Annotated in this window: 16 protein-coding genes; 11 read left to right on the top strand and 5 right to left on the bottom strand. The window is 66.3% G+C overall.

What is annotated here, in order from left to right; all coding sequences use genetic code 11:
* Positions 1-51: 51 nt before the first annotated feature.
* Entirely contained in the window at positions 52-513 is a 462-nt protein-coding gene (locus D1F64_RS18595) for an Lrp/AsnC family transcriptional regulator (RefSeq protein WP_117413628.1), read from the bottom strand.
* Between the two features lie 125 nt (positions 514-638).
* Between D1F64_RS18595 and phhA the strand changes: the two genes are divergently transcribed.
* The 3 genes from phhA to D1F64_RS18580 all read left to right on the top strand — a co-directional run bounded on the left by phhA (position 639) and on the right by D1F64_RS18580 (position 2,780).
* A complete protein-coding gene (gene phhA / locus D1F64_RS18590) occupies positions 639-1,433 on the top strand; it encodes a phenylalanine 4-monooxygenase (protein ID WP_117413627.1) in 795 nt (264 codons plus the stop codon).
* Between the two features lie 3 nt (positions 1,434-1,436).
* Positions 1,437-1,775, top strand: a complete 339-nt coding sequence (locus D1F64_RS18585) for a 4a-hydroxytetrahydrobiopterin dehydratase (RefSeq protein WP_117413626.1) — start codon at positions 1,437-1,439, stop codon at positions 1,773-1,775.
* 207 nt (positions 1,776-1,982) lie between these two features.
* Positions 1,983-2,780, top strand: coding sequence for an enoyl-CoA hydratase (locus tag D1F64_RS18580; protein ID WP_117413625.1), 798 nt, complete (start codon positions 1,983-1,985; stop codon positions 2,778-2,780).
* 607 nt (positions 2,781-3,387) lie between these two features.
* Here the strand turns inward: D1F64_RS18580 and D1F64_RS18575 are convergent.
* Complete coding sequence (locus tag D1F64_RS18575) at positions 3,388-4,032, bottom strand: MarC family protein (protein WP_117413624.1); 645 nt, start codon at positions 4,030-4,032, stop codon at positions 3,388-3,390.
* A gap of 132 nt (positions 4,033-4,164) precedes the next feature.
* On the opposite strand from D1F64_RS18575, the gene D1F64_RS18570 reads away from it, so the two are divergent.
* The 8 genes from D1F64_RS18570 (at position 4,165) to D1F64_RS18535 (ending at position 13,209) form a co-directional block, all read left to right on the top strand.
* A complete protein-coding gene (locus D1F64_RS18570; RefSeq protein ID WP_117413623.1) occupies positions 4,165-4,707 on the top strand; it encodes a CoA-binding protein in 543 nt (180 codons plus the stop codon).
* Between the two features lie 125 nt (positions 4,708-4,832).
* Positions 4,833-6,119, top strand: a complete 1,287-nt coding sequence (locus D1F64_RS18565; RefSeq protein ID WP_117414715.1) for an O-acetylhomoserine aminocarboxypropyltransferase — start codon at positions 4,833-4,835, stop codon at positions 6,117-6,119.
* Positions 6,120-6,359: 240 nt separating this feature from the next.
* Complete coding sequence (locus D1F64_RS18560; RefSeq protein WP_117413622.1) at positions 6,360-7,244, top strand: LysR family transcriptional regulator; 885 nt, start codon at positions 6,360-6,362, stop codon at positions 7,242-7,244.
* Positions 7,245-7,397: 153 nt separating this feature from the next.
* The gene (locus D1F64_RS18555; RefSeq protein WP_117413621.1) at positions 7,398-7,877 is read left to right on the top strand and encodes a formate dehydrogenase subunit gamma; all 480 of its coding nucleotides are present in this window, start codon (positions 7,398-7,400) and stop codon (positions 7,875-7,877) included.
* Positions 7,874-9,430: an NADH-quinone oxidoreductase subunit NuoF gene (locus tag D1F64_RS18550; RefSeq protein WP_117413620.1), complete on the top strand. Its 1,557-nt coding sequence runs from the start codon at positions 7,874-7,876 to the stop codon at positions 9,428-9,430. Before D1F64_RS18555 ends, D1F64_RS18550 begins: the two co-directional genes overlap by 4 nt.
* Before the next feature lie 4 nt (positions 9,431-9,434).
* The gene (fdhF, locus tag D1F64_RS18545) at positions 9,435-12,314 is read left to right on the top strand and encodes a formate dehydrogenase subunit alpha (RefSeq protein ID WP_117413619.1); all 2,880 of its coding nucleotides are present in this window, start codon (positions 9,435-9,437) and stop codon (positions 12,312-12,314) included.
* A 41-nt stretch (positions 12,315-12,355) separates the two neighbouring features.
* On the top strand, positions 12,356-12,598 hold the full coding sequence (locus tag D1F64_RS18540; RefSeq protein ID WP_117414714.1) for a formate dehydrogenase subunit delta: 243 nt from the start codon (positions 12,356-12,358) through the stop codon (positions 12,596-12,598).
* Between the two features lie 11 nt (positions 12,599-12,609).
* Complete coding sequence (locus tag D1F64_RS18535) at positions 12,610-13,209, top strand: molecular chaperone TorD family protein (RefSeq protein WP_162901642.1); 600 nt, start codon at positions 12,610-12,612, stop codon at positions 13,207-13,209.
* A gap of 209 nt (positions 13,210-13,418) precedes the next feature.
* On the opposite strand, the gene fdhD is transcribed toward D1F64_RS18535, so the two are convergent.
* From fdhD to D1F64_RS18520, 3 genes are all read right to left on the bottom strand, one after another.
* Complete coding sequence (gene fdhD, locus D1F64_RS18530; protein WP_248304511.1) at positions 13,419-14,246, bottom strand: formate dehydrogenase accessory sulfurtransferase FdhD; 828 nt, start codon at positions 14,244-14,246, stop codon at positions 13,419-13,421.
* A 92-nt stretch (positions 14,247-14,338) separates the two neighbouring features.
* Positions 14,339-15,253: a helix-turn-helix transcriptional regulator gene (locus D1F64_RS18525; protein ID WP_117413617.1), complete on the bottom strand. Its 915-nt coding sequence runs from the start codon at positions 15,251-15,253 to the stop codon at positions 14,339-14,341.
* A gap of 191 nt (positions 15,254-15,444) precedes the next feature.
* The gene (locus tag D1F64_RS18520; RefSeq protein WP_117413616.1) at positions 15,445-19,701 is read right to left on the bottom strand and encodes a translocation/assembly module TamB domain-containing protein; all 4,257 of its coding nucleotides are present in this window, start codon (positions 19,699-19,701) and stop codon (positions 15,445-15,447) included.
* Positions 19,702-19,729: the final 28 nt, after the last annotated feature.

Raw genomic sequence — 19,729 nt, 5'->3', positions numbered from 1 at the left:
TCAGCGTCGCGAAGCGCAACGCGGCTGTTTGCTCCAATGCCCCATATGGCATCAGTCGAGCGGCAGGGCCGGGCCGGATTTCGTGTTCCGCAGGACGAAATTGGTGACCGATGCCCGCACCAGCCCCGGCGCCAGCAGCCGTTTCATGATGAAGGCTTCAAGCCCTTCCGGATCATGGGCAACCACCTTCAGCACGTAGTCGCTTTCGCCGGTGATCGAACTGCATTCGATGACCTGATGGTCGGTTTGAACCAGATCGTCAAACGCCTCGATCGTCTCGCGGGTATGATCCACCAGGGACACATGCACATAGGCCATGGCATTCAGGCCCAGCTGCTTGCGATCGAGAACCGCGACGTATCTGTCGATGACGCCGGCCTCTTCCAGACGCCGCACCCGGCGCCAGCACGGCGACACCGACATGCCTGCCTCGGCGGCCAGGTCCTTGGTGCTGATCCGTCCGTCCCGTTGCAGAAGGGCCAGAAGCTTCTTGTCCGCGGCATCCAGTTTCATGGGATGTTTTTACCCGTAATCTGACGATTATATCGATTTCTTTTCCATTAAGGCAGAACAGCCGCGGAAATGGAACGCAAATTCCCGCCATATCGTCGTATTCTTTCTTTCAGGAGGAAGGCACTATGGCAAAATCGAGCGCATACACGGCGAAGGCGCCGCAGCCGGATGGGCGCATTGTCTACACGGAGGAGGAGAATCTGGTCTGGCGCGATCTCTACGCCAGGCAGGAGGCCAACGTCCGGCGCTGGTCGGCGCCTGAATATAACGTCGGCTTCGACCGCCTGGCGCTGCCCGCGGACAGAGTTCCCCAGTGTACCGACGTCTCGCGCACGCTCACGGCGTTGACCGGCTGGAAGGTCGAGCCTGTTCCCGCGCTGATCGGCTTTTCGAAGTTTTTCGGAATGCTGGCGAACCGGACCTTTCCGGCGGCGTCCTTCATCCGCAGCCGCAAGGACTTCGACTACATCAAGGAACCGGACATCTTTCATGAGATTTTCGGTCACACGCCGCTGTTGACGGACGAGCGTTTTGCCCGGTTCTCCGAAATGATCGGCAAGGCCGGCGAGCGTCTCGAGGCGCGCGACTATTCCTGGCTCATCCGGCTCTACTGGTTCACCATCGAGTTCGGCCTGACCCACGCGAACGGCGGCTACAAGGCGCTCGGCTCCGGGCTCGCCTCATCGCCCACTGAACTGCCCTACAGTGTCGAAAGCCCGGATGCGCAACGGCGCGCCTTCGACGTCATCGACATTCTGAGAACGCCCTACCGGATCGATATCCATCAGCCGGTCTATTTCGTTCTCGACAAGGTCGATGATCTTTTCAAAGCTGCCGAACGCGATCTGGCCGCCGACATCCGCACGGCGCAATCGCGCGGCCTGTTCGCCCCGCTCTATCCGGTCAAGGAAGACGCCTGAACCATGACACAAGACCTTACCCAGCAGACATGCGAGCCCTGCCAGGGCATCGGCAAGCCCATGACCGCCGAGCAGGCCAGGGAACAGATGGGCGCCCTGCACGACGACTGGGAGCTGAGCGGCGACGCCACGCAGATCAGCCGGACCTTCCGCTTCAAGGGATTTGCCAAGGCTGTCTACACCGCCAATCTCGCCGCCTATCTGGCCGACCGCGAAGGGCATCATCCCGATGTCAGCTTCGGCTGGGGGTATTGCACGGTCCGCTACACCTCCCATGAGCTGGGCGGGCTGTCGCTCAACGATTTCATTTGCGCGGCCAAGCTCGACAAATTGGTGATCTAGAGCAAATCCAGGATAAGTGGGCACCGGTTATCCGTCCGGATTTGCGCCAAAACAATGGCTTGGAGCCAAGATCCGATTCTGCAAGAAGTGGATCTGCTCCAGCCGGCCGCATTTGAGGTGGAGACCGCGGCCCGGACATTGTATTTACCGTGCAGACCCGGAGGATCCCGGCTCCGGCCGGACCGATGAGACAGCCAAGGAAGTGCCATGTCCGACGACGCCCTGCTCACCCGCAACGACGACGGCATCCTGCGGCTGACGCTCAACCGCCCCGAACGCATGAACGCGCTGTCGGAAGAGATGATGGCGTGTCTCAAGGACGCGCTTGAGCGCGCCGCAACGGACGCCGCCGTTCGTGTGGTGGTGCTCGACGCCGTGCCGGGAAAGGTCTTCTGCGCCGGCCACGATCTCAAGGAACTGACCGCGCACCGCAATGACGCCGACCGGGGCCGGGCGTATTTCGAAAAGATCATGACGACCTGCTCGGCGCTGATGCAGCAGATCGTGGCGCTTCCTAAGCCGGTCATCGCCGTGGTCGACGGCGTGGCCACGGCCGCCGGCTGCCAGCTGGTCGCCACCTGCGATCTGGCGCTGTGCACCGACACCGCCACCTTCTGTACGCCCGGCGTCAACATCGGGCTGTTCTGCTCCACCCCGATGGTGGCAGTGAGCCGGGCCGCCAACCGCAAGCAGGCGATGGAGATGCTGCTGACGGGCGAGAGCATCGATGCCTCGACCGCAAAGGATTTCGGCCTGATCAACCGCATCGTGCCGAAACAGTATCTCGACGTGGTGGTCACCAAATACGCGCAGATGATCGCCTCGAAATCGCCGCTGACGTTGAAGATCGGCAAGGAAGCGTTCTACCAGCAGATCGAGATGCCGCTCGATCAGGCCTACGCCCATTGCGTCCAGGTGATGACGGAGAACATGCTGGCCCGCGACGCCGAGGAAGGCATCGGCGCATTCCTGGAAAAGCGCAAACCGGAGTGGACGGGGGAGTAGGCGGCTGCGCCGGATCGCGGAGCCGGACCGGAGCACCCGCAAGCCTGCCGCCGACCCTTCGAGATGCCGTCTTCGACGGCTCCTCAGGGTGACGTTCTCGTGTTGATATATTTACAAGAATCACCACCCGCTCAACCTCATGCTGAGGAGCGTCGCGAGGCTCCGTTGTGAAGCATGACGTTATCGTGTTGAAGAATCACCACCAACTCAACGTCATGCTGAGGAGGGCCAAAGGCCCGTCTCGAAGCATCGGCCAAGATCTCCGTCTAGGCGCATGATCCCTGTTGCCATGTGAAGGGAAAGAATGCGCCTTCGGCGGCTTCTCTCCTGGGTTCCGGATTTCTCGACACGCTGACGCGTGCTCGGTCCGGAATGACGTTGAGAGTTGAAGCCCGACAGCAGCTGCGGTGAGTGGCGCAGCACCGGCGCAAACGGTCGCGGAGCCCTGAAGCGCCCCTGTGACGCTTCAACTATCCGCAGTCATTCCGGACCGTGTGCGGCGAAGCCGCATCACGCGATCCGGAATCCAGGATGAGAACGCCCGCAGGGCAGCCGTCCCATCGACGGCGGACGTGCCCCGGCGCATGCCGCAACCGGGGCCATCCCCCTATCCGGCCTGAAACAGCTTCACCGCGCCGCCGACGCCGGCGATCACCATCTGGGTGCCGACGACGGCGAGGATCAGCCCCATGATGCGGGTGACGATCTTGATGCCGTTGTCGCCGAGATAGGCCACGAAGCGGTTGCCGGAGATGAAGAAGCCGTAGCTCACCACGCAGAGCGCGAAAAACGCCGCGATCGTCACCACCAGGCCGGAAATCCCGGCGTTGGTGGAAAAATTGATGGCGGTGGCGATGGTGCCGGGTCCGGCGAGGATCGGCACCGCCAGCGGCGCGATCGCCACATCCAGCGCCGCCTGCCGGCTGGCCTTGGCGTCCGCCGCGCTGGGCTGCTGCACCTTCGAGGTGTCGCCCTGCACCATGTGGAAGCCGACCAGAAACACCAGAAGCCCGCCGGTGATGCGAAACGCCGGCAGGGTGATGCCGAACACCTGGAAGATCAGGTTTCCCGCCAGCGAAAACACCACGATGATGGCGAAGGCCAGCGCCAGGCCGCGCAGCGCCACCTGACGCCGGGTTGTGCTGTCGTCGCCGGCCGTCAGCGACAGGAACACCGGCGTGTTGGCCACCGGGTTCATGATGGCGAAGAAGGCGGCGAAGACCGACGCCGCGTGTCCGATGGAACCTTCCAAGTGCGCGCTCCCCGTGTAACGTGCCGCTGCGATTCCGACAAGCGTAGCACGGCCGCCGGCCCGCCATAGCCCCTTGTGACGCCGCGCAATTCTCACTAGCCTGCCGCCTCCCGAGGAAATCCAGGCGGCCTCATGAACCACGACAGCTATTCCGACGACTATATCCGCGCGATTCTCGATGACGTGAAGACCATCGCCATTGTGGGGGCCAGCGCCAACACCGTGCGGCCGAGCTATTTCGTGCTGAAATACCTGATTGCCAAGGGCTACGAGGTCTATCCGGTCAATCCGGGTCAGGCGGGCAGGGAGATCCTCGGCCGGCCCTGCCACGCCAGCCTCGCCGATATCCCCGCGGCCATCGACATGGTCGACATCTTCCGCAATTCCGAGGCCGCCGGCGCGGTCACCGACGAGGCGCTGGCGCTCTCCCCGCTCCCGAAGGTCGTCTGGATGCAGCTTGGCGTGCGCAATGACGCGGCGGCGGAACGCGCCGAGGCGGCGGGCCTGCGGGTCGTCATGGACCGCTGTCCGAAGATCGAATACGGTCGGCTCTCGGGAGAGATCGGCTGGACCGGCGTCAATTCGCGCACCATCTCGTCCAAGCGCCCGATGCTGAAATCAGGCTTCCAGCATCGCGGATTGCGGCCTGCGCCGGGTTCGAAAACCGGCGCCTGAGCCACCGGACCGAACAGCGCTAACCGACATCGAATTTGATTCAAAAAACGGTCGAAAATCATTCAACGAACCATCAAAAACGTCGAAATTTGAACGTCCCATTTGACGCAATGGAGGAGATCCCAATGAGCGACGACCAGACACCCGGCTTCTCGACCCTGTCGATCCACGCCGGCGCGCAGCCCGATCCGGCCACCGGCGCGCGCGCCACGCCGATCTACCAGACCACGTCGTTCGTCTTCGACGATGTCGACCACGCCGCGTCGCTTTTCGGCCTGCAGGCCTTCGGCAACATCTATACCCGCATCACCAATCCCACGACGGCGGTGCTCGAGGAGCGCGTCGCGGCGCTGGAGGGCGGCACGGCGGCGCTTGCGGTGGCCTCGGGCCACGCCGCGCAGATGGTGACGCTGCACGCGCTGATGACGCCGGGCGACGAAGTCATTGCGTCGACAAAGCTTTATGGCGGCTCCATCAATCAGTTCACCCATTCGTTCAAGAGTTTTGGCTGGAACGTTGTCTGGGCCGATCCCGACGATATCGCCAACTTCGAGAACGCGGTGAGCGAGAAGACCAAGGCGATCTTCATCGAGTCAATCGCCAATCCCGGCGGCATTGTCACCGACATCGCGGCCATCTCGGCTGTTGCGAAGAAGGCCGGCGTGCCGCTGATCGTCGACAACACGCTTGCCTCGCCCTATCTCTGCCGCCCCATCGAGCACGGTGCCGACGTGGTGGTCCACTCGCTGACCAAGTTCATGGGCGGGCACGGCAATTCCATGGGCGGCGTGGTCGTCGACGGCGGCACCTTCGACTGGTCCAGGGACGGCAAATATCCGTTCCTCAGCGAGCCGCGCCCGGAATACCAGGGCATCGTGCTGCACGAGACGTTCGGCAATTTCGCCTTCGCCATCGCGCTCAGGGTGCTCGGCCTGCGCGATCTCGGCCCCGCCATCTCGCCGTTCAACGCCTTCATGATCCTCACCGGCATCGAGACCCTGCCGCTGCGCATGCAGCGTCACTGCGAGAACGCGCAGGCGGTTGCGGAATGGCTGGAGAAGCACGAGGCCGTCGACTGGGTGTCCTACGCGGGCCTGCCCGGGGATTCCAGTCACGCGCTGATGCAGAAATACAGCCCCAAGGGCGCCGGCGCGGTGCTGACCTTCGGGCTCAAGGGCGGCTATGACGCGGGTGTTTCGCTGGTCTCCAACGTGCAGCTTTTCTCGCATCTCGCCAACATCGGCGACACCCGCTCGCTGATCATTCATCCCGCCTCCACCACTCACCGCCAGCTCACCGACGAGCAGAAAATCGCCGCTGGCGCGGGTCCCCAGGTGGTGCGCCTGTCCGTGGGTCTGGAAGACATCGCCGACATCATCGGCGATCTCGATCAGGCGCTGTCGGCCGGCTGAGAGCTGGGGTGTCTCCCCGATCATCACCGGCGCCGCAGGGCGCATGAATGCCGGGTCCTCACAACATGCAAGACCGCGGCGGGAGGGTCCCGCCACGGCCACCTGTTCTATTGGCCGGCGCCTGATCTCGGGCTCCGGCTCTCCCCCATGCGCCTGCGTTTTTGCGCGTTTTGAAGATGTTTGAGTTTTTTGCCTCAGGGATTGTAGGTTCACGCACACAGGCAAGGTGTGAGAGCCCCCATGATCGACAAGCTTGAAATGTTCATTGCCCTGGCGCGCGAGAAGCATTTCGGCCGCGCCGCGGAGGAATGCCGGGTCACCCAGCCGACGCTGTCGGCCGCCATCAAGCAGCTCGAGGATCAGCTCGACGTGATGCTGGTCCGCCGCGGGTCGCGCTTCCAGGGGCTGACGCCGGAGGGCCAGCGTGTGCTCGACTGGGCGCGGCGCATCGTCGGTGACGCGCGCACCATGCATGAGGAAATGCGCGCCGCCAAACACGGGCTTTCGGGCCACGTGCGCGTCGCCGCCATTCCAACGGCGATGGCGATGCTGCCCGATCTGACGACGCCGTTCTGCGAGCAGCATCCCAAGGTGACCTTCTCGGTGATCTCGCGCACCTCGGTGGAGGTGCTGTCGCTTCTGGAGAATCTGGAGATCGACGTCGGCATCACCTACCTCGACAACGAGCCGCTGGGCCGGGTCGCCAATGTGCCGCTGTACCTGGAGCGTTACTGCCTGGTCACCACCGAGGAAAATCCGTTCGGGCGGCGCGAGAGCGTGACCTGGAAGGAGGTCAGCGCGCTGTCGCTGTGCCTGCTCACGTCGGACATGCAGAACCGGCGCATTCTCAACCAGCATCTGGCGGAGGCCGGCACCGCGGCCAATCCGACGCTTGAGTCGGATTCGATGGTCGCGCTCATCGCTCATGTGCGCACCGGCAAGTGGTCGAGCATCATGCCGGTGAAGCTGGTGGAGACATTCGGCGCGGAGGCGCCGCTGCGCGCGATCCCCATCGTCGCGCCCGACGCTTCGCACACGGTCGGCCTCGTCGCCGCCTACCGTGAGCCCTACACGCCTGTGATCGCCGCGCTTCTGGCGCAGGCGAAGCGCATTTCCAGTCTCTGATCCGGTCTTTGGCGCGGGGCTCTTCCGCGCCGGCGGCATGGATGTCATCCCGCTTGATAGAAAAACCCTATCGAGCGACGGGATAGCTTTCTTGATATAACTGTACGTTTTCATGCAAAATTCCCTCTCATTGCGGTTTTGGGAGAAATTTGCATGTCAGTGCAGCCGTCTGCGCAGGAAATACGGGGCCGGGTCGGCGCCATCGTCGACCGCCTTTCAGAGCTGGAAGGTCCGCTGCTGCCGATCCTGCACGATGTGCAGGAGGAATTCGGGTGCGTGCCGCCCGCCGCGCTCACGACGATCGCCGGCAAGCTCAATCTGAGCCGCGCCGAGGTGCATGGCGTGGCGAGCTTCTATCACGATTTCCGCGAGCGGCCGGCGGGCCGCCGGGTGCTGAAGATCTGCCGCGCCGAGGCCTGCCAGTCGATGGGCGGCGACGCCATCGCCGACGACGTGATGCGCCGCCTCGGGATCGACTGGCACGGCACCACCACGGACGGGCTGGTGACGCTGGAGCCGGTCTATTGCCTCGGTCTGTGCTCCTGCGCCCCGGCGGCGATGCTCGGCGACCGGCTGCACGGGCGGCTCGACGCCGCTTCCGCCGGAGATCTGGTCGCGGAGGCGCGCCGATGAGCCTCACGATTTTCGTGCCTCGCGACGCCGCCGCCCTGGCCGTCGGCGCGGATTTGGTCGCCGAGGCAATTGCGGCTGAACTCAAGACACGTGGCATCGACGCCCTGATCGTGCGCAACGGCTCGCGCGGCATGCACTGGCTGGAGCCGCTGGTCGAGGTGGCGACGCCGGAAGGCCGCATCGCCTACGGCCCGGTCGCACCATCCGACGTGGTGGGTCTGTTCGACGCGGGATTCGAGGCCGGCGGCGAGCACGCCCTGTGGCTGGGCCTGACCGAAGAGATCGCCTATCTCAAGAACCAGACGCGGCTGACGTTCGCGCGCTGCGGCGTCACCGATCCGCTGTCGCTGGCGGACTATCGACAGCACGAGGGTCTGAAGGGGCTCGAGGCGGCCATCGCCATGACGCCAGCGGAGATCGTGCAGCAGGTGACCGACAGCGGGCTGCGCGGGCGCGGCGGCGCGGGCTTTCCCACCGGCATCAAGTGGAAGACCGTGCTCGATGCGCCGGGCGCGCGGAAATACATCGTCTGCAATGCCGACGAGGGCGACAGCGGCACGTTTGCCGACCGGATGATCATGGAGGGCGATCCCTTCGTGCTCATAGAGGGCATGGCGATCGCCGGCCTCGCGACGGGCGCGACCAAAGGCTACATCTACACCCGCTCGGAATACCCCCACGCCATCGCCACCATGCGCGCGGCGATCGACATCGCGCGGGCCGAAGGGATCCTGGGGCAGGGCGTGCTGGGTTCGGCCCACGCCTTCGACATGGAGGTGCGCGTCGGCGCGGGCGCCTATGTCTGCGGCGAGGAAACCTCGCTGCTCAATTCGCTCGAGGGCAAGCGCGGCGTGGTCCGCGCCAAGCCGCCGCTGCCGGCGCTGGAGGGATTCCTCGGCCGCCCGACGGTGGTCAACAACGTCATGTCGCTGGCCTCCGTGCCCATCATCCTGGACCGCGGCGCGGCCTTCTATCGCGACTACGGGGTCGGCCGGTCGCACGGCACGATCCCGATCCAGATCGCCGGTAACGTGAAATACGGCGGCCTCTACGAGACCGCCTTCGGGCTGACGCTGGGCGAGATCATCGACGAGATCGGCGGCGGCACGGCAAGCGGACGGCCGGTCAAGGCCGTGCAGGTCGGCGGGCCGCTGGGCGCCTATTTCCCGCGCGCGCTCTTCGACACGGTCTTCGACTATGAGGCGTTTGCGGAAAAGGACGGGCTGATCGGCCACGCCGGCATCGTCGTCTTCGACGACAGCGTCGACATGCTGAAGCAGGCGCGTTTCGCGATGGAATTCTGTGCCGTTGAATCCTGCGGCAAGTGCACGCCCTGCCGCATCGGCGCGGTGCGCGGCGTCGAAGTGGTCGACAGGATCGGGCAGGGCGATGCGCCCGGCGACCAGATCACGCTGCTTACCGATCTCTGCAACACGATGAAACTGGGATCCCTGTGCGCCCTGGGCGGCTTCACGCCCTATCCGGTGATGAGCGCGCTCACCCATTTTCCAGACGATTTCACACCAAAACACATCGCCGAAGCCGCGGAGTAGCACCATGGGTCTGATCCACGAAATCGATTACGGCACCCCCGCTTCCAAGGCGGAGCAAACTGTCACCCTGACGATTGACGGCGTTGCCGTCACCGTGCCCGAGGGCACCTCGGTCATGCGCGCCTCGGCGGAGGCCGGCATCCAGGTGCCGAAACTCTGCGCCACCGACATGGTCGACGCCTTCGGGTCCTGCCGCCTCTGCCTGGTGGAGATCGAGGGCCGCCGCGGCACGCCCGCTTCCTGCACCACGCCGGTGGCCGACGGCATGGTGGTCACCACCCAGAACACGCGGCTGAAGGACATCCGCCGTGGGGTGATGGAGCTCTATATCTCCGACCATCCGCTCGATTGCCTGACGTGTGCTGCCAATGGCGACTGCGAGTTGCAGGACATGGCCGGCGCGGTGGGCCTGCGCGACGTACGCTACGGCTACGAGGGCGACAACCATGTGAAGGCCAAGGCGGGGGACGGTGAGAATTTCCGCTACATGCCGAAGGACGAGTCCAACCCCTATTTCACCTACGATCCCTCCAAATGCATCGTCTGCTCGCGCTGCGTGCGCGCCTGCGAAGAGGTGCAGGGCACCTTCGCGCTGACCATCGAGGGCCGCGGCTTCGGCAGCCGGGTCTCGCCGGGCATGCACGAGGACTTTCTCTCGTCGGAATGCGTCTCCTGCGGCGCCTGCGTGCAGGCCTGCCCCACGGCGACCTTGCAGGAAAAATCGGTCATCGAGATCGGCCAGCCGGAGCATTCGGTGGTCACCACCTGCGCCTATTGCGGCGTCGGCTGCTCGTTCAAGGCGGAGATGCGCGGCGAGGAGCTGGTGCGCATGGTGCCGTACAAGGACGGCAAGGCCAATCGCGGCCATTCCTGCGTCAAGGGCCGCTTCGCCTATGGCTACGCCGGGCACAAGGAGCGCATCCTCAACCCGATGGTCCGCGAGAAGACCTCCGACCCGTGGCGCGAGGTCTCCTGGGAGGAGGCCTTCGCCCATGTGGCGAGCGAATTCCGCCGCATCCAGTATCAGTATGGCCGCGGCGCCATCGGCGGCATCACCTCCTCGCGCTGCACCAACGAAGAGACCTATCTGGTGCAGAAGCTGATCCGCCAGGGGTTCGGCAACAACAATGTCGACACCTGCGCCCGCGTCTGCCATTCGCCCACCGGCTACGGTCTCGGCCAGACCTTCGGCACCTCCGCCGGCACCCAGGACTTCGACAGCGTCGAGAAGACCGACGTGGTGATGATCATCGGCGCCAATCCGACCGACGGCCATCCGGTCTTCGCTTCACGGCTGAAGAAGCGGCTGCGGGCCGGTGCAAAGCTGATCGTCCTCGATCCGCGCCGCACCGACATCGTGCGCTCGCCGCACATCGAGGCGAGCCACCATCTGCCACTGCGCCCGGGTACCAACGTCGCCGTGCTGACGGCGCTGGCTCATGTCATCGTCACCGAGGGCCTGTTCGACGAGGCCTTCATTCGCGAGCGCTGCGACTGGGACGAGTTCCAGGACTGGGCATCGTTTGTGGCGGAGCCGGAGAATTCACCCGAGGTCGTCGGCGCCTATGCCGGGATCGACCCTGAGGAGCTGCGTGGCGCCGCGCGGCTCTATGCGACCGGCGGCAACGGCGCGATCTACTACGGTCTCGGCGTCACCGAGCACAGCCAGGGCTCGACCACGGTGATGGCGATCGCCAATCTCGCCATGGCCACCGGCAACATCGGCCGCGAGGGCGTCGGCGTGAACCCGCTGCGCGGCCAGAACAACGTGCAGGGCGCCTGCGACATGGGCTCGTTCCCGCATGAGCTGCCGGGCTACCGGCACGTGTCGGGCGATGCCACCCGCGAGCTGTTCGAGAAGCTCTGGGGCGTGACGCTGGACAGCGAGCCGGGCCTGCGCATCCCCAACATGCTGGACGCCGCCGTCGAGGGCAGCTTCAAGGGCATCTATGTGCAGGGCGAGGACATTCTTCAGTCCGATCCCGACACCCACCATGTGGCGGCCGGACTGGCGGCGATGGAATGCGTCGTGGTGCATGATCTGTTCCTCAACGAGACCGCCAACCACGCGCATGTGTTCCTGCCCGGCTCGACGTTTCTGGAAAAGGACGGGACGTTCACCAACGCCGAGCGCCGCATCAACCGCGTGCGCAAGGTCATGTCGCCGAAGAATGGCCTGGCCGACTGGGAAGTCACCCAGAAGCTGGCCCAGGCCATGGGGCTCGACTGGGCTTACACCCATCCCAGCGAGGTGATGGACGAGATCGCGCTGACCACCCCGAGCTTCGCCAATGTCTCCTACGACACTCTGGAGACCTTGGGTTCGGTGCAGTGGCCGTGCAACGACGCCGCGCCGCAGGGCACGCCGGTGATGCATCTGGACGGCTTCGTGCGCGGCAAGGGCAAGTTCATCCGCACCGAATATGTGGCGACAGACGAGCGCACCGGGCCGCGCTTCCCGCTGCTGCTCACCACCGGGCGGATCCTGTCGCAATACAACGTGGGCGCGCAGACCCGGCGTACCGACAATGTGGTGTGGCACGAGGAGGACCGGCTGGAGATCCATCCGCATGACGCCGAACAGCGCGGCGTCAAGGACGGCGACTGGCTGAGGATTGCCAGCCGCTCCGGCGAGACCACGTTGCGCGCGCTGATCACCGACCGGGTGTCGCCGGGTGTGGTCTACACAACGTTTCACCACCCCACGACCCAGGCCAATGTGATCACCACGGACTTCACCGACTGGGCCACCAACTGTCCGGAATACAAGGTGACCGCTGTGCAGATCGCACCGTCGAACGGACCCACCGACTGGCAGGTGGAATACGACCGGCAGGCGCGCCAGGCCCGCCGCATTCTGCCGGTCATCGAGGCTGCCGAATGAGCCGCGCCGGAATCGCCGCGCGCCAGGAAAGGAAATGGCCCATGTCGCCTGAGAAACTCGTCTATATGGCCAACCAGATCGCGACGTTCTTCCACTCCAAGCCGCACGACGAGGCGGTGGCCGGGGTGGCGGCTCACATTAACAGCTTCTGGGAGCCGCGCATGCGGGCCCAGTTCTTCGCGCTGATCGCGAGCGGCGAGGCGGGCTTCGATCCGCTGGTGCTGGAGGCGGCCCCGAGCATCCGCAAGGTGAGCGCGCCACGGCCGATGCCCGAGCCCGTGTGAGGATGCGGGCGATGGAGGCGCCCGCCGGTGCGCTTGAAACCGCTGTGAGCGTGGACGCGCGCGCCGATCACTACCGGCTGCTGGCGAGACTGTTGAGCGGTCCCGCGCGGCCGGAGCTTTTCGGCACCCTGCGCGCGACCGGCGGCGATCCCCTGGGTGACGCGTTCGCGGATCTGCATGCACGCGCAGCGGCGCTGGGTGATGAGGCCGTGGCGTGCGAGCACCGCGCGCTCTTTGCGGCCCGGCCGCAGCCGCGCCTGATGCCCTATGCCTCCTTTTACCGCAACGGCCATCTGTTCGGCCGGGCGCTCGCGGAGTTGCGCATCGACCTGGCGCGCATGGGGATCGCGCGCAACGGCGATCCGACCGAGCCCGAGGATCATGTCGCCAATCTCAGCATGATCATGGCCGGGCTGATCGCCGGCCGCGTGGGTTCGGTGCCGGTCCGCGCCCAGGCGGCGTTCTTTGCGCGCCATATCGAGCCCTGGGCGCCGAAATTCCTCGACGATCTGGAAGCCGCCGAAGGCGCCGATTTTTATGCGGCGGTGGCGCGGTTCGGGCGGGCGTTTCTCGCGGGCGAAGCCGCGATCGGGCAGAATTCCGGACCCTGAACGCTTGCGTGATCGTTCGATACGGCCTTCCGGCTGTTCTCTGAAGGTTGCCGTCCAACAGATGATTTCATAAAAATATCAATACGATGACGTCATCCTGAGGAGCCGCCGAAGACGGCGTCTCGAAGGATGGGCGGCGTGTTCGGAGAGGCTTTTACTGTCTGAAACCGTTCCGAATGCGCGGCTATCCCGCCGACGTCCGGAAAGCCTCACTCCGGTACGATGCGATGGGGATGGGAGAACACCTCGAAGCCATCGTCCCGCGCCATCGCCACAATCGTGATGCCGGCGGCTTCCGCCGTGCGCACCGCAAGCGCGGTGGGGGCTGAGACGGCGACAAGCACCGGGCTGCCGAGCACGGCGGCCTTTTGCACCATCTCCACCGACACCCGGCTGGTCAGCAGCAGCATGCCGCCGTGGGCGCGCGGCCCGGCGCGCGACAGCGCGCCAACGAGCTTGTCGAGCGCATTGTGCCGGCCCACGTCCTCGCGGATCGCCAGCAGTCCGCCGCTCGGCGTCCACAGGGCGGCGGCATGCACTGCGCTGGTTTCCGCGTGCAGCGTCTGGCCGGCGACCATGGCGCGTTGCGCGGCCATGATGTCGGCGGCGGTGACGCGCGCGTCGCCCTGCACCCGGGCGGGCCGCGGCACGGCTTCGCTCAGGCTCTCGATGCCGCACAGTCCGCATCCGGTGGGCCCGGCGATGCGCCTGCGCCTGTCGCGGAGTTGCGCCGCGGTGTCGGCGTCGAGCCAGATGCGCACGTCGATGCCCTCATTGAGCACGATCACGTCGATGGACCGGATCTGCGACGGGGCCTGGATCTGCCCCTCGGTGAGGCTGAAGCCATAGGCGTAGTCCTCCAGATCGCAGGGCGTGGCCATCATCACCGCGTGGGTGGAGCCGTTGTAGGTGAGCGCGACGGCGGTCTCTTCGGGAACCGCGCGCAACCCCGAGGGCGGGGCGGGCCGGTTCCAGCTCACGGTCCTGATCCTGCGGGTGGAGGACGTGTGGGGTGTGATGTCTTCTGCCATGCTCATGATGGCCGCACTATAGCGCAATGTTCGACGTGCGCTCGCAGAAAAAGATCAATATCACAGGAAAACGCACATGAAAGAGAGGTGCCGCAGCTCTAAAGACCGTTGAAATGCACCGTGCCCAGGCCTGTGACGTCATAGCCGGTCAGCGCTGCGACGCGGGCCTGGAACTCGGGCGTGCGGGTGAAGGCCATCAGCCGCTGCAGCGGCGGCTCGAACCAGTCGCGGCGCGTGACCAGAAGATCGAAACGCTCGCGGACGATGGGCACGAAGTCCAGCCGGAACTGCCGCGCCACGCACTGCAGGCCGAAGGCCGCGTCCGCCTCGCCCTCGAAGACCGCCAGCGCCGCGTCGCTTTCGGTTCTTGCCGCGCGGGTGAGCGTGACGGCGCCGGGGAGTTCCGTGTCCAGATAATGCTGCAGCAGCACCTGGCTGCCCGCCTTCTCCTGCCGCGGGATGACCCGCATGCCCGCCAGATCCGTGATGCCGGTGATCCCCTGGGGGTTGCCGGCGGGCACGATCAGCCCGCGTTCGCGCCACGCCCATTCGATGAGCGCGGCAGGCTGGCCGGCGGCCGCCGCCTTGATGGCGGGCACGTTCCAGTCGCCGCTTGCGGGATCGAACACATGCATGCCGTTGGCGATGCCTTCGCCGGCGCCGAAGCGTTCCAGCCCGTCGAGGCTGCCGTCGAGAAACGTCGCGAGGCCGGAATTGGATTCGCGCAAAGCCCATTCGAGCAGCGGGTCATGGCTGCCCAGCACCACGTTTGGCGGCTCGATTTCGGTCGAGGCGCCGGCGTCGGTGCCGTGGCTCTTCAGCCATTTGTAGATCGCCTGCCGGTCGAACAGCCATTTGCCCAGCGCGCGCGTGCCCGGAATCTCGCCCGCCGAGGCCAGCTCGTAGATCTTGCGTTCCTTCACGTGCAGCAGCGAGGCGACCTGCTTGGTGGTGAAGAATTTCTTCGCCAGATCGTCCAGCTCGGTCTCGGCGGTGTTCTCGGGCTCGGCCATTGAAAGGACTTGCTCCAATCCTGCGTGGCGGGATTCCGCACCGCGGCGCGGCACGGCGGGAAGCTCCTGAAAGAGCCGGACCAGGGTGGTGACGGCACACACCTGAATGGCAAAGAGTCTCACCCGGCACCAGCGAAAATTTCGCAAGGCGCGCCGGACGCGGGGAATGCAGCCTTTCGCGCGCGGCGGCGTCAGTACTCCTTTTCGAAGAAGATGCCGGCCTTGGTGCCGCCGTTGGCGTCGGTCTCGCCGCGCGCGCGCAGGTTCTTGGTCACGTCGATGTCGACGGTGACACGGCTGGAGCCGGCCTGCGAGCCTTGCTGGACGCCGAGCGAGACATTGTCGCTGACCTTCTTGCGCAGCTCCACGGCGGTGTTGTTGCTCTCGTCGGTGGTGATGTTGATGGTGTCCACGCCAAGGCTCTTGCGCAGCTTGTCCAGCGGATCGGCGCCGCCGAGGCTGGCCACCGCGCTCGCCAGCTGGGCGATCTGGGTCGCCGACAGGCCGGACAGGTTCTGGTCGAACAGCAGCAGCGCCAGGATCTCTTCCTGCGGATAGTCCGGCGAGGAGGAGAACTCGACCTTCGGATCGGACGCCGTGCCCGCCACCGTCACGGTGACGGTGGCCGAATTGGCGGTGGTCGTGGCCGCGAAGTCGAGCTGCGGATCGAAGCTGCCGAAAAACGTGATCGTGCCCCGGGTGAACGTCAGCAGCCGCGAGAGCAGCGACAAGGTGCCGTTGCGCAGAGTGAAGGCGCCGCTGGAGACCGGATTGGCCGTGGTGCCGGTGATGCGGATGCGGCCGCCGAGCTCGGCCTGCAGCCCGCGTCCGCGCACATAGATCTGTCCCGGCGCGTTGACGGTGAGATCCAGATTGACGCCGCCCGCGGCGTTGTCCTTGGGGCCCTTGCGCAGGGTGGCCGCCTGACGCGCCACGTCGCCCGGCGCGTTCACGTGCTCCACCGACACGGGCGCCAGCGTGGTCGCCATGGCTTGAGGAATGGTGATGTCCGCGCGCTTGACGGCAATGTTGCCGCCGATGCTCGGGGTCGTCGCGAGCGGTCCGCTGAGCGTGAGATCCGCGTCGATGCGTGCGGTGACGATCCGCCCGTCGGTGTAGGTGCCGTCGTCGATCTTCAACGACACATTGGCCGGCATGCCGCCGCCGATGCCGATTGTCCCCGAGGCCGCCAGCGTGCCGCCGCCGCCGATCTTGCCGGCGAGGCTGGTGATCTCGATCTGATCCCTTGAGAGCTGCGCGGTGGCCGAAAGCCCCGTGACCACAAGGCCGGTGTTGAGGCTGACGGCGGTTGCGTCACGGGTCGTGATCGTGCCGCTGATCGCCGGGCTTGCCGCGGTGCCGCCGATGCGCAGATCGAGCGCCGCGGCGCCGTCCAGCCGCAGACCGGATCGGGTCAGCGTGCGCTGGGCGATCGCAAACGGCAGCGTGCCGGTCACCGTCATGTCGAGGCGCGGCGCATCGGCAAGCGCGACGCTGCCCTTCGCCGTCATGGTTCCCGAGGAACCGACACCCAGCACCGTTGTGTGGGTGACGGTGTTTGCCTTGAACTGTCCCTCGCTGTTGAGGGTGGTCGCGGGCAGGCCGAAGCCGGCGACGGCACTGGCGGAGACATCGCTCCAGCGCACCGACCATTGCGCCGTCGGGTCGCTCGCCGCGCCCGTGACGCTGGCGCTGCCCGACAGGCTGCCGGCAAGGCCGAAGCCGGGCGCCACCGCGTTGACGAGCGCCACCGGCACCGCGTCGAGTTTCACCTTCACGTCCAGCGTGTCGCCGGCGGTGCCGGAGATCGTCGCGAACCCGGAGCCGAGCGCCAGGGAGACCGTCTCGATGGTCGTGCGGCCGTCGTTGCCGATCACTGCCTTCGCCGGGCCGGAGAGGCTGGTTTTCAGCCCCTGGTACTGGCCGCCGCCTTCGCTCAGCGTCAGCGTGATGCCATCGGCAGTGCGCGCCAGATTGCCGGTGAGCGCCAGATCGCCGCGGCCGAGATCGGCGCTGGCCTTGAAATCGGTGCCGTCCGCCGTGCCTGTCGCACTCGCCTCGATGCTTTCGATGATCGTCGCGCCCGAGCGGATGCCGCTCGCGGTGAGCGTGCCGTCCGCATGCGGCGTGGTGAGCAGGCCGGTGACGGTGGCCGAAAGATCCGCCTGGCCGATGCGCAGACCCGCGCGCTCCACCTTGCTGGCGTTGGCGGTCATCCGGGCGGTTGTCTCGCCCTGATCCTGGACGATCTCCACATGGGCGTTGAGCGCGCCCGACAGGCTCTGCAGCAGCAGCGGCGCGATCTCGGAAAGATCCGGCGAGGCAAAGTCCAGCGTGCCCGATGGCGTGTTGTCAGGAGCCAGCGCGAGGTTGCCGGACAGCCGGGTGCTGCCGGTAGCCAGCGCGATGTCGTTGATGCGGCGCACGCCGGTCTCGTCCGATGACAGTGTGGCGCTGCCGGTCAGCGGCTGTCCGCGCAGCCGGGCCGCCAGCTCGATGGTGCCCGAGGGCTTCGTGAGCGAGGCCGTCAGCGCGCTCTCAAGCGTCAGATCCTCCACCGCCTCGCCGCCCAGCGTCACGCCGTCGCCGGTCACGGTCGCGGTGACCTTCGGCGCGTCGAGCGGACCTTCGGCGCTGGCCTCCAGCGACAGGCTGCCCGTCATGCGCGGATCGAGCCGCCCAAGCGTCTTCACCTCGGCGCTCAGGTTTGCCGTTATCTCGGTGAGATCGCTGTCGGCTTCAAGCGCTGCCCGCAGCGCTGGCGTCTCAAGCGTCACGTCGCGCACCGACAGCGCGCCCTCCGCCGTGCGGGTCAGCGTGCCGCTCATCTGCGAGGGACCGCCCAGCAGCGCGTCGAGTTGCGCAACGCCGAGCAACAGATCCTGCCCTTGGGCGTCGAAGGCGAAGGTCGCCGCGCCATCCTTCGGGGTCGCTGTGGCGTCATAGGAAAGCTGCACCGCGCCACCAAGCGGCCGGCCGGCCAGCGCGGAATAGGGCGCGAGATCGGCGGCCGCGAGCGTGCCCTTGATCCGGGCGCTGTCGAGAGCATAGGTGCCGTCGAGCGCGGCGGTGAGACCGGGCGCTGCGACGGTGAGCGTGTGGATGTCCAAAGCGCCATCGGTGCCCAGCACCAGATCGGCGGAGGCCTTCGCCGGTCCGGACAGCGCCGCAAGCCGCGGATTTCCGGGGGCGTCGATGTCGGCGGCGATGTCGACGAGCGCCGGGATATGGCGGTCCCCGGCGCGCAGGCGGGCGTCGCGGCCGCGCGCGGTCGCCGTCAGCTTTACCAGACGCGCTTGCGGCGTCTCGATGCCGCTGCCCTCGATCACGGCGCTCCAGTTGGCCGCATCCAGCGTGCCGTCGGCCCTGGCGGTGATCGTCAGCGTTTCGAGCGCGAGGCTCTGGTCCGACAGCGTCAGCGAGACGGGCGTCTTGAGCGCGGCGGTCAGATCGGCGGTGAGCGCGTCGGCCGCGAGATCGGCGGTGCCGTTGAGCGAAAAGCCATCCGTTTCGGCCTCCACCACGCCGTCGAGCGGGGAAAATCCCGAATCCAGGCGTATGTCGCCGCGCGCCGTGGTGCTGCCGGCGAACAGCGGACGGATGCCCTCGGGCAGCAGGCGGGCCAGTTGCCCGTCGAGCGCGAAGCGCAACTGGCGGTTTTCGTCAGCCGTCTCCTCCAGCGTTGCCCGCCCGGTCACCGTCGGCACGTCGTCGAGCGCGATTGTCAGATCCGAACGCCAGTTGTCGAGCGGTCCGTCGCCCTCAAGCCGTACGTCGATGGCCGGCAGCGCGCCGATGTCCAGCAGCCGCGCGATCACGCCGCCGCCGGGCTCGCTGGCGCGCAGGGAAAAGCGCAAGGTCCGCTGATCGGGCTGGAACGCCACATCGGCGTCCAGCCGTCCGGCGATGTCGTCGTCGCGCTGGATTTTCAGCGATCCGGTCAGCTCGGAGGCGCGCAGATGCAGGGATCCGTCGGCAAACAGCCGCACCGGCGCGCCGGCGATCTCCGCGCCCAGGGAAATATCATTGATGCGCAGCGCGTCGACATCCACATCGACGGGGATGGCCGGAAGTCCGCCGCCGCTGGCCTCCGCCGTCTCCGCGGCGACGGGCTTGCGCTCCACCGCGATCGCGGAGACCGAGAGCCGGTCCACCTTGACGGCGCCGCGCAGCAGCGCAAGCGGATGCCACTGCATCTCGATGCCCTCGGCGCTGAGCCAGCGGCCCCGGGCATCGGTCATGGTGACGCTGTCGATGCGGGCAAGACCATCCCAGTCGAGCCGGATGGCACTGACGTCGATGCCGGCCTGCGGCGTCGACGCGCTGGAACTGACAACGCGCGCCAGCAGGGCGCCGCCGGGCCGGGTAAACAGCACAGCGACCAGCGCGGCCGGCAGAGCGACCACGACAAGCAGCAGGAGAATCAGGATTTTTGAGATTCGGCGCATGCGCCCAAGGTAAGCCGACGAATGCGGA

It is taken from the genome of Breoghania sp. L-A4 (genome assembly GCF_003432385.1).
Taxonomy (GTDB): domain Bacteria; phylum Pseudomonadota; class Alphaproteobacteria; order Rhizobiales; family Stappiaceae; genus Breoghania.
This window is presented reverse-complemented; position numbering and strand designations above follow the sequence as displayed.

Coding starts and splice junctions, on each gene's coding strand:
- D1F64_RS18595 (WP_117413628.1), bottom strand. CDS start 513: ATGAAACTGGATGCCGCGGACAAGAAGCTTCTGGCCCTTCTGCAACGG.
- phhA (WP_117413627.1), top strand. CDS start 639: ATGGCAAAATCGAGCGCATACACGGCGAAGGCGCCGCAGCCGGATGGG.
- D1F64_RS18585 (WP_117413626.1), top strand. CDS start 1,437: ATGACACAAGACCTTACCCAGCAGACATGCGAGCCCTGCCAGGGCATC.
- D1F64_RS18580 (WP_117413625.1), top strand. CDS start 1,983: ATGTCCGACGACGCCCTGCTCACCCGCAACGACGACGGCATCCTGCGG.
- D1F64_RS18570 (WP_117413623.1), top strand. CDS start 4,165: ATGAACCACGACAGCTATTCCGACGACTATATCCGCGCGATTCTCGAT.
- D1F64_RS18565 (WP_117414715.1), top strand. CDS start 4,833: ATGAGCGACGACCAGACACCCGGCTTCTCGACCCTGTCGATCCACGCC.
- D1F64_RS18560 (WP_117413622.1), top strand. CDS start 6,360: ATGATCGACAAGCTTGAAATGTTCATTGCCCTGGCGCGCGAGAAGCAT.
- D1F64_RS18555 (WP_117413621.1), top strand. CDS start 7,398: ATGTCAGTGCAGCCGTCTGCGCAGGAAATACGGGGCCGGGTCGGCGCC.
- D1F64_RS18550 (WP_117413620.1), top strand. CDS start 7,874: ATGAGCCTCACGATTTTCGTGCCTCGCGACGCCGCCGCCCTGGCCGTC.
- fdhF (WP_117413619.1), top strand. CDS start 9,435: ATGGGTCTGATCCACGAAATCGATTACGGCACCCCCGCTTCCAAGGCG.
- D1F64_RS18540 (WP_117414714.1), top strand. CDS start 12,356: ATGTCGCCTGAGAAACTCGTCTATATGGCCAACCAGATCGCGACGTTC.
- D1F64_RS18535 (WP_162901642.1), top strand. CDS start 12,610: ATGGAGGCGCCCGCCGGTGCGCTTGAAACCGCTGTGAGCGTGGACGCG.
- fdhD (WP_248304511.1), bottom strand. CDS start 14,246: ATGAGCATGGCAGAAGACATCACACCCCACACGTCCTCCACCCGCAGG.
- D1F64_RS18525 (WP_117413617.1), bottom strand. CDS start 15,253: ATGGCCGAGCCCGAGAACACCGCCGAGACCGAGCTGGACGATCTGGCG.
- D1F64_RS18520 (WP_117413616.1), bottom strand. CDS start 19,701: ATGCGCCGAATCTCAAAAATCCTGATTCTCCTGCTGCTTGTCGTGGTC.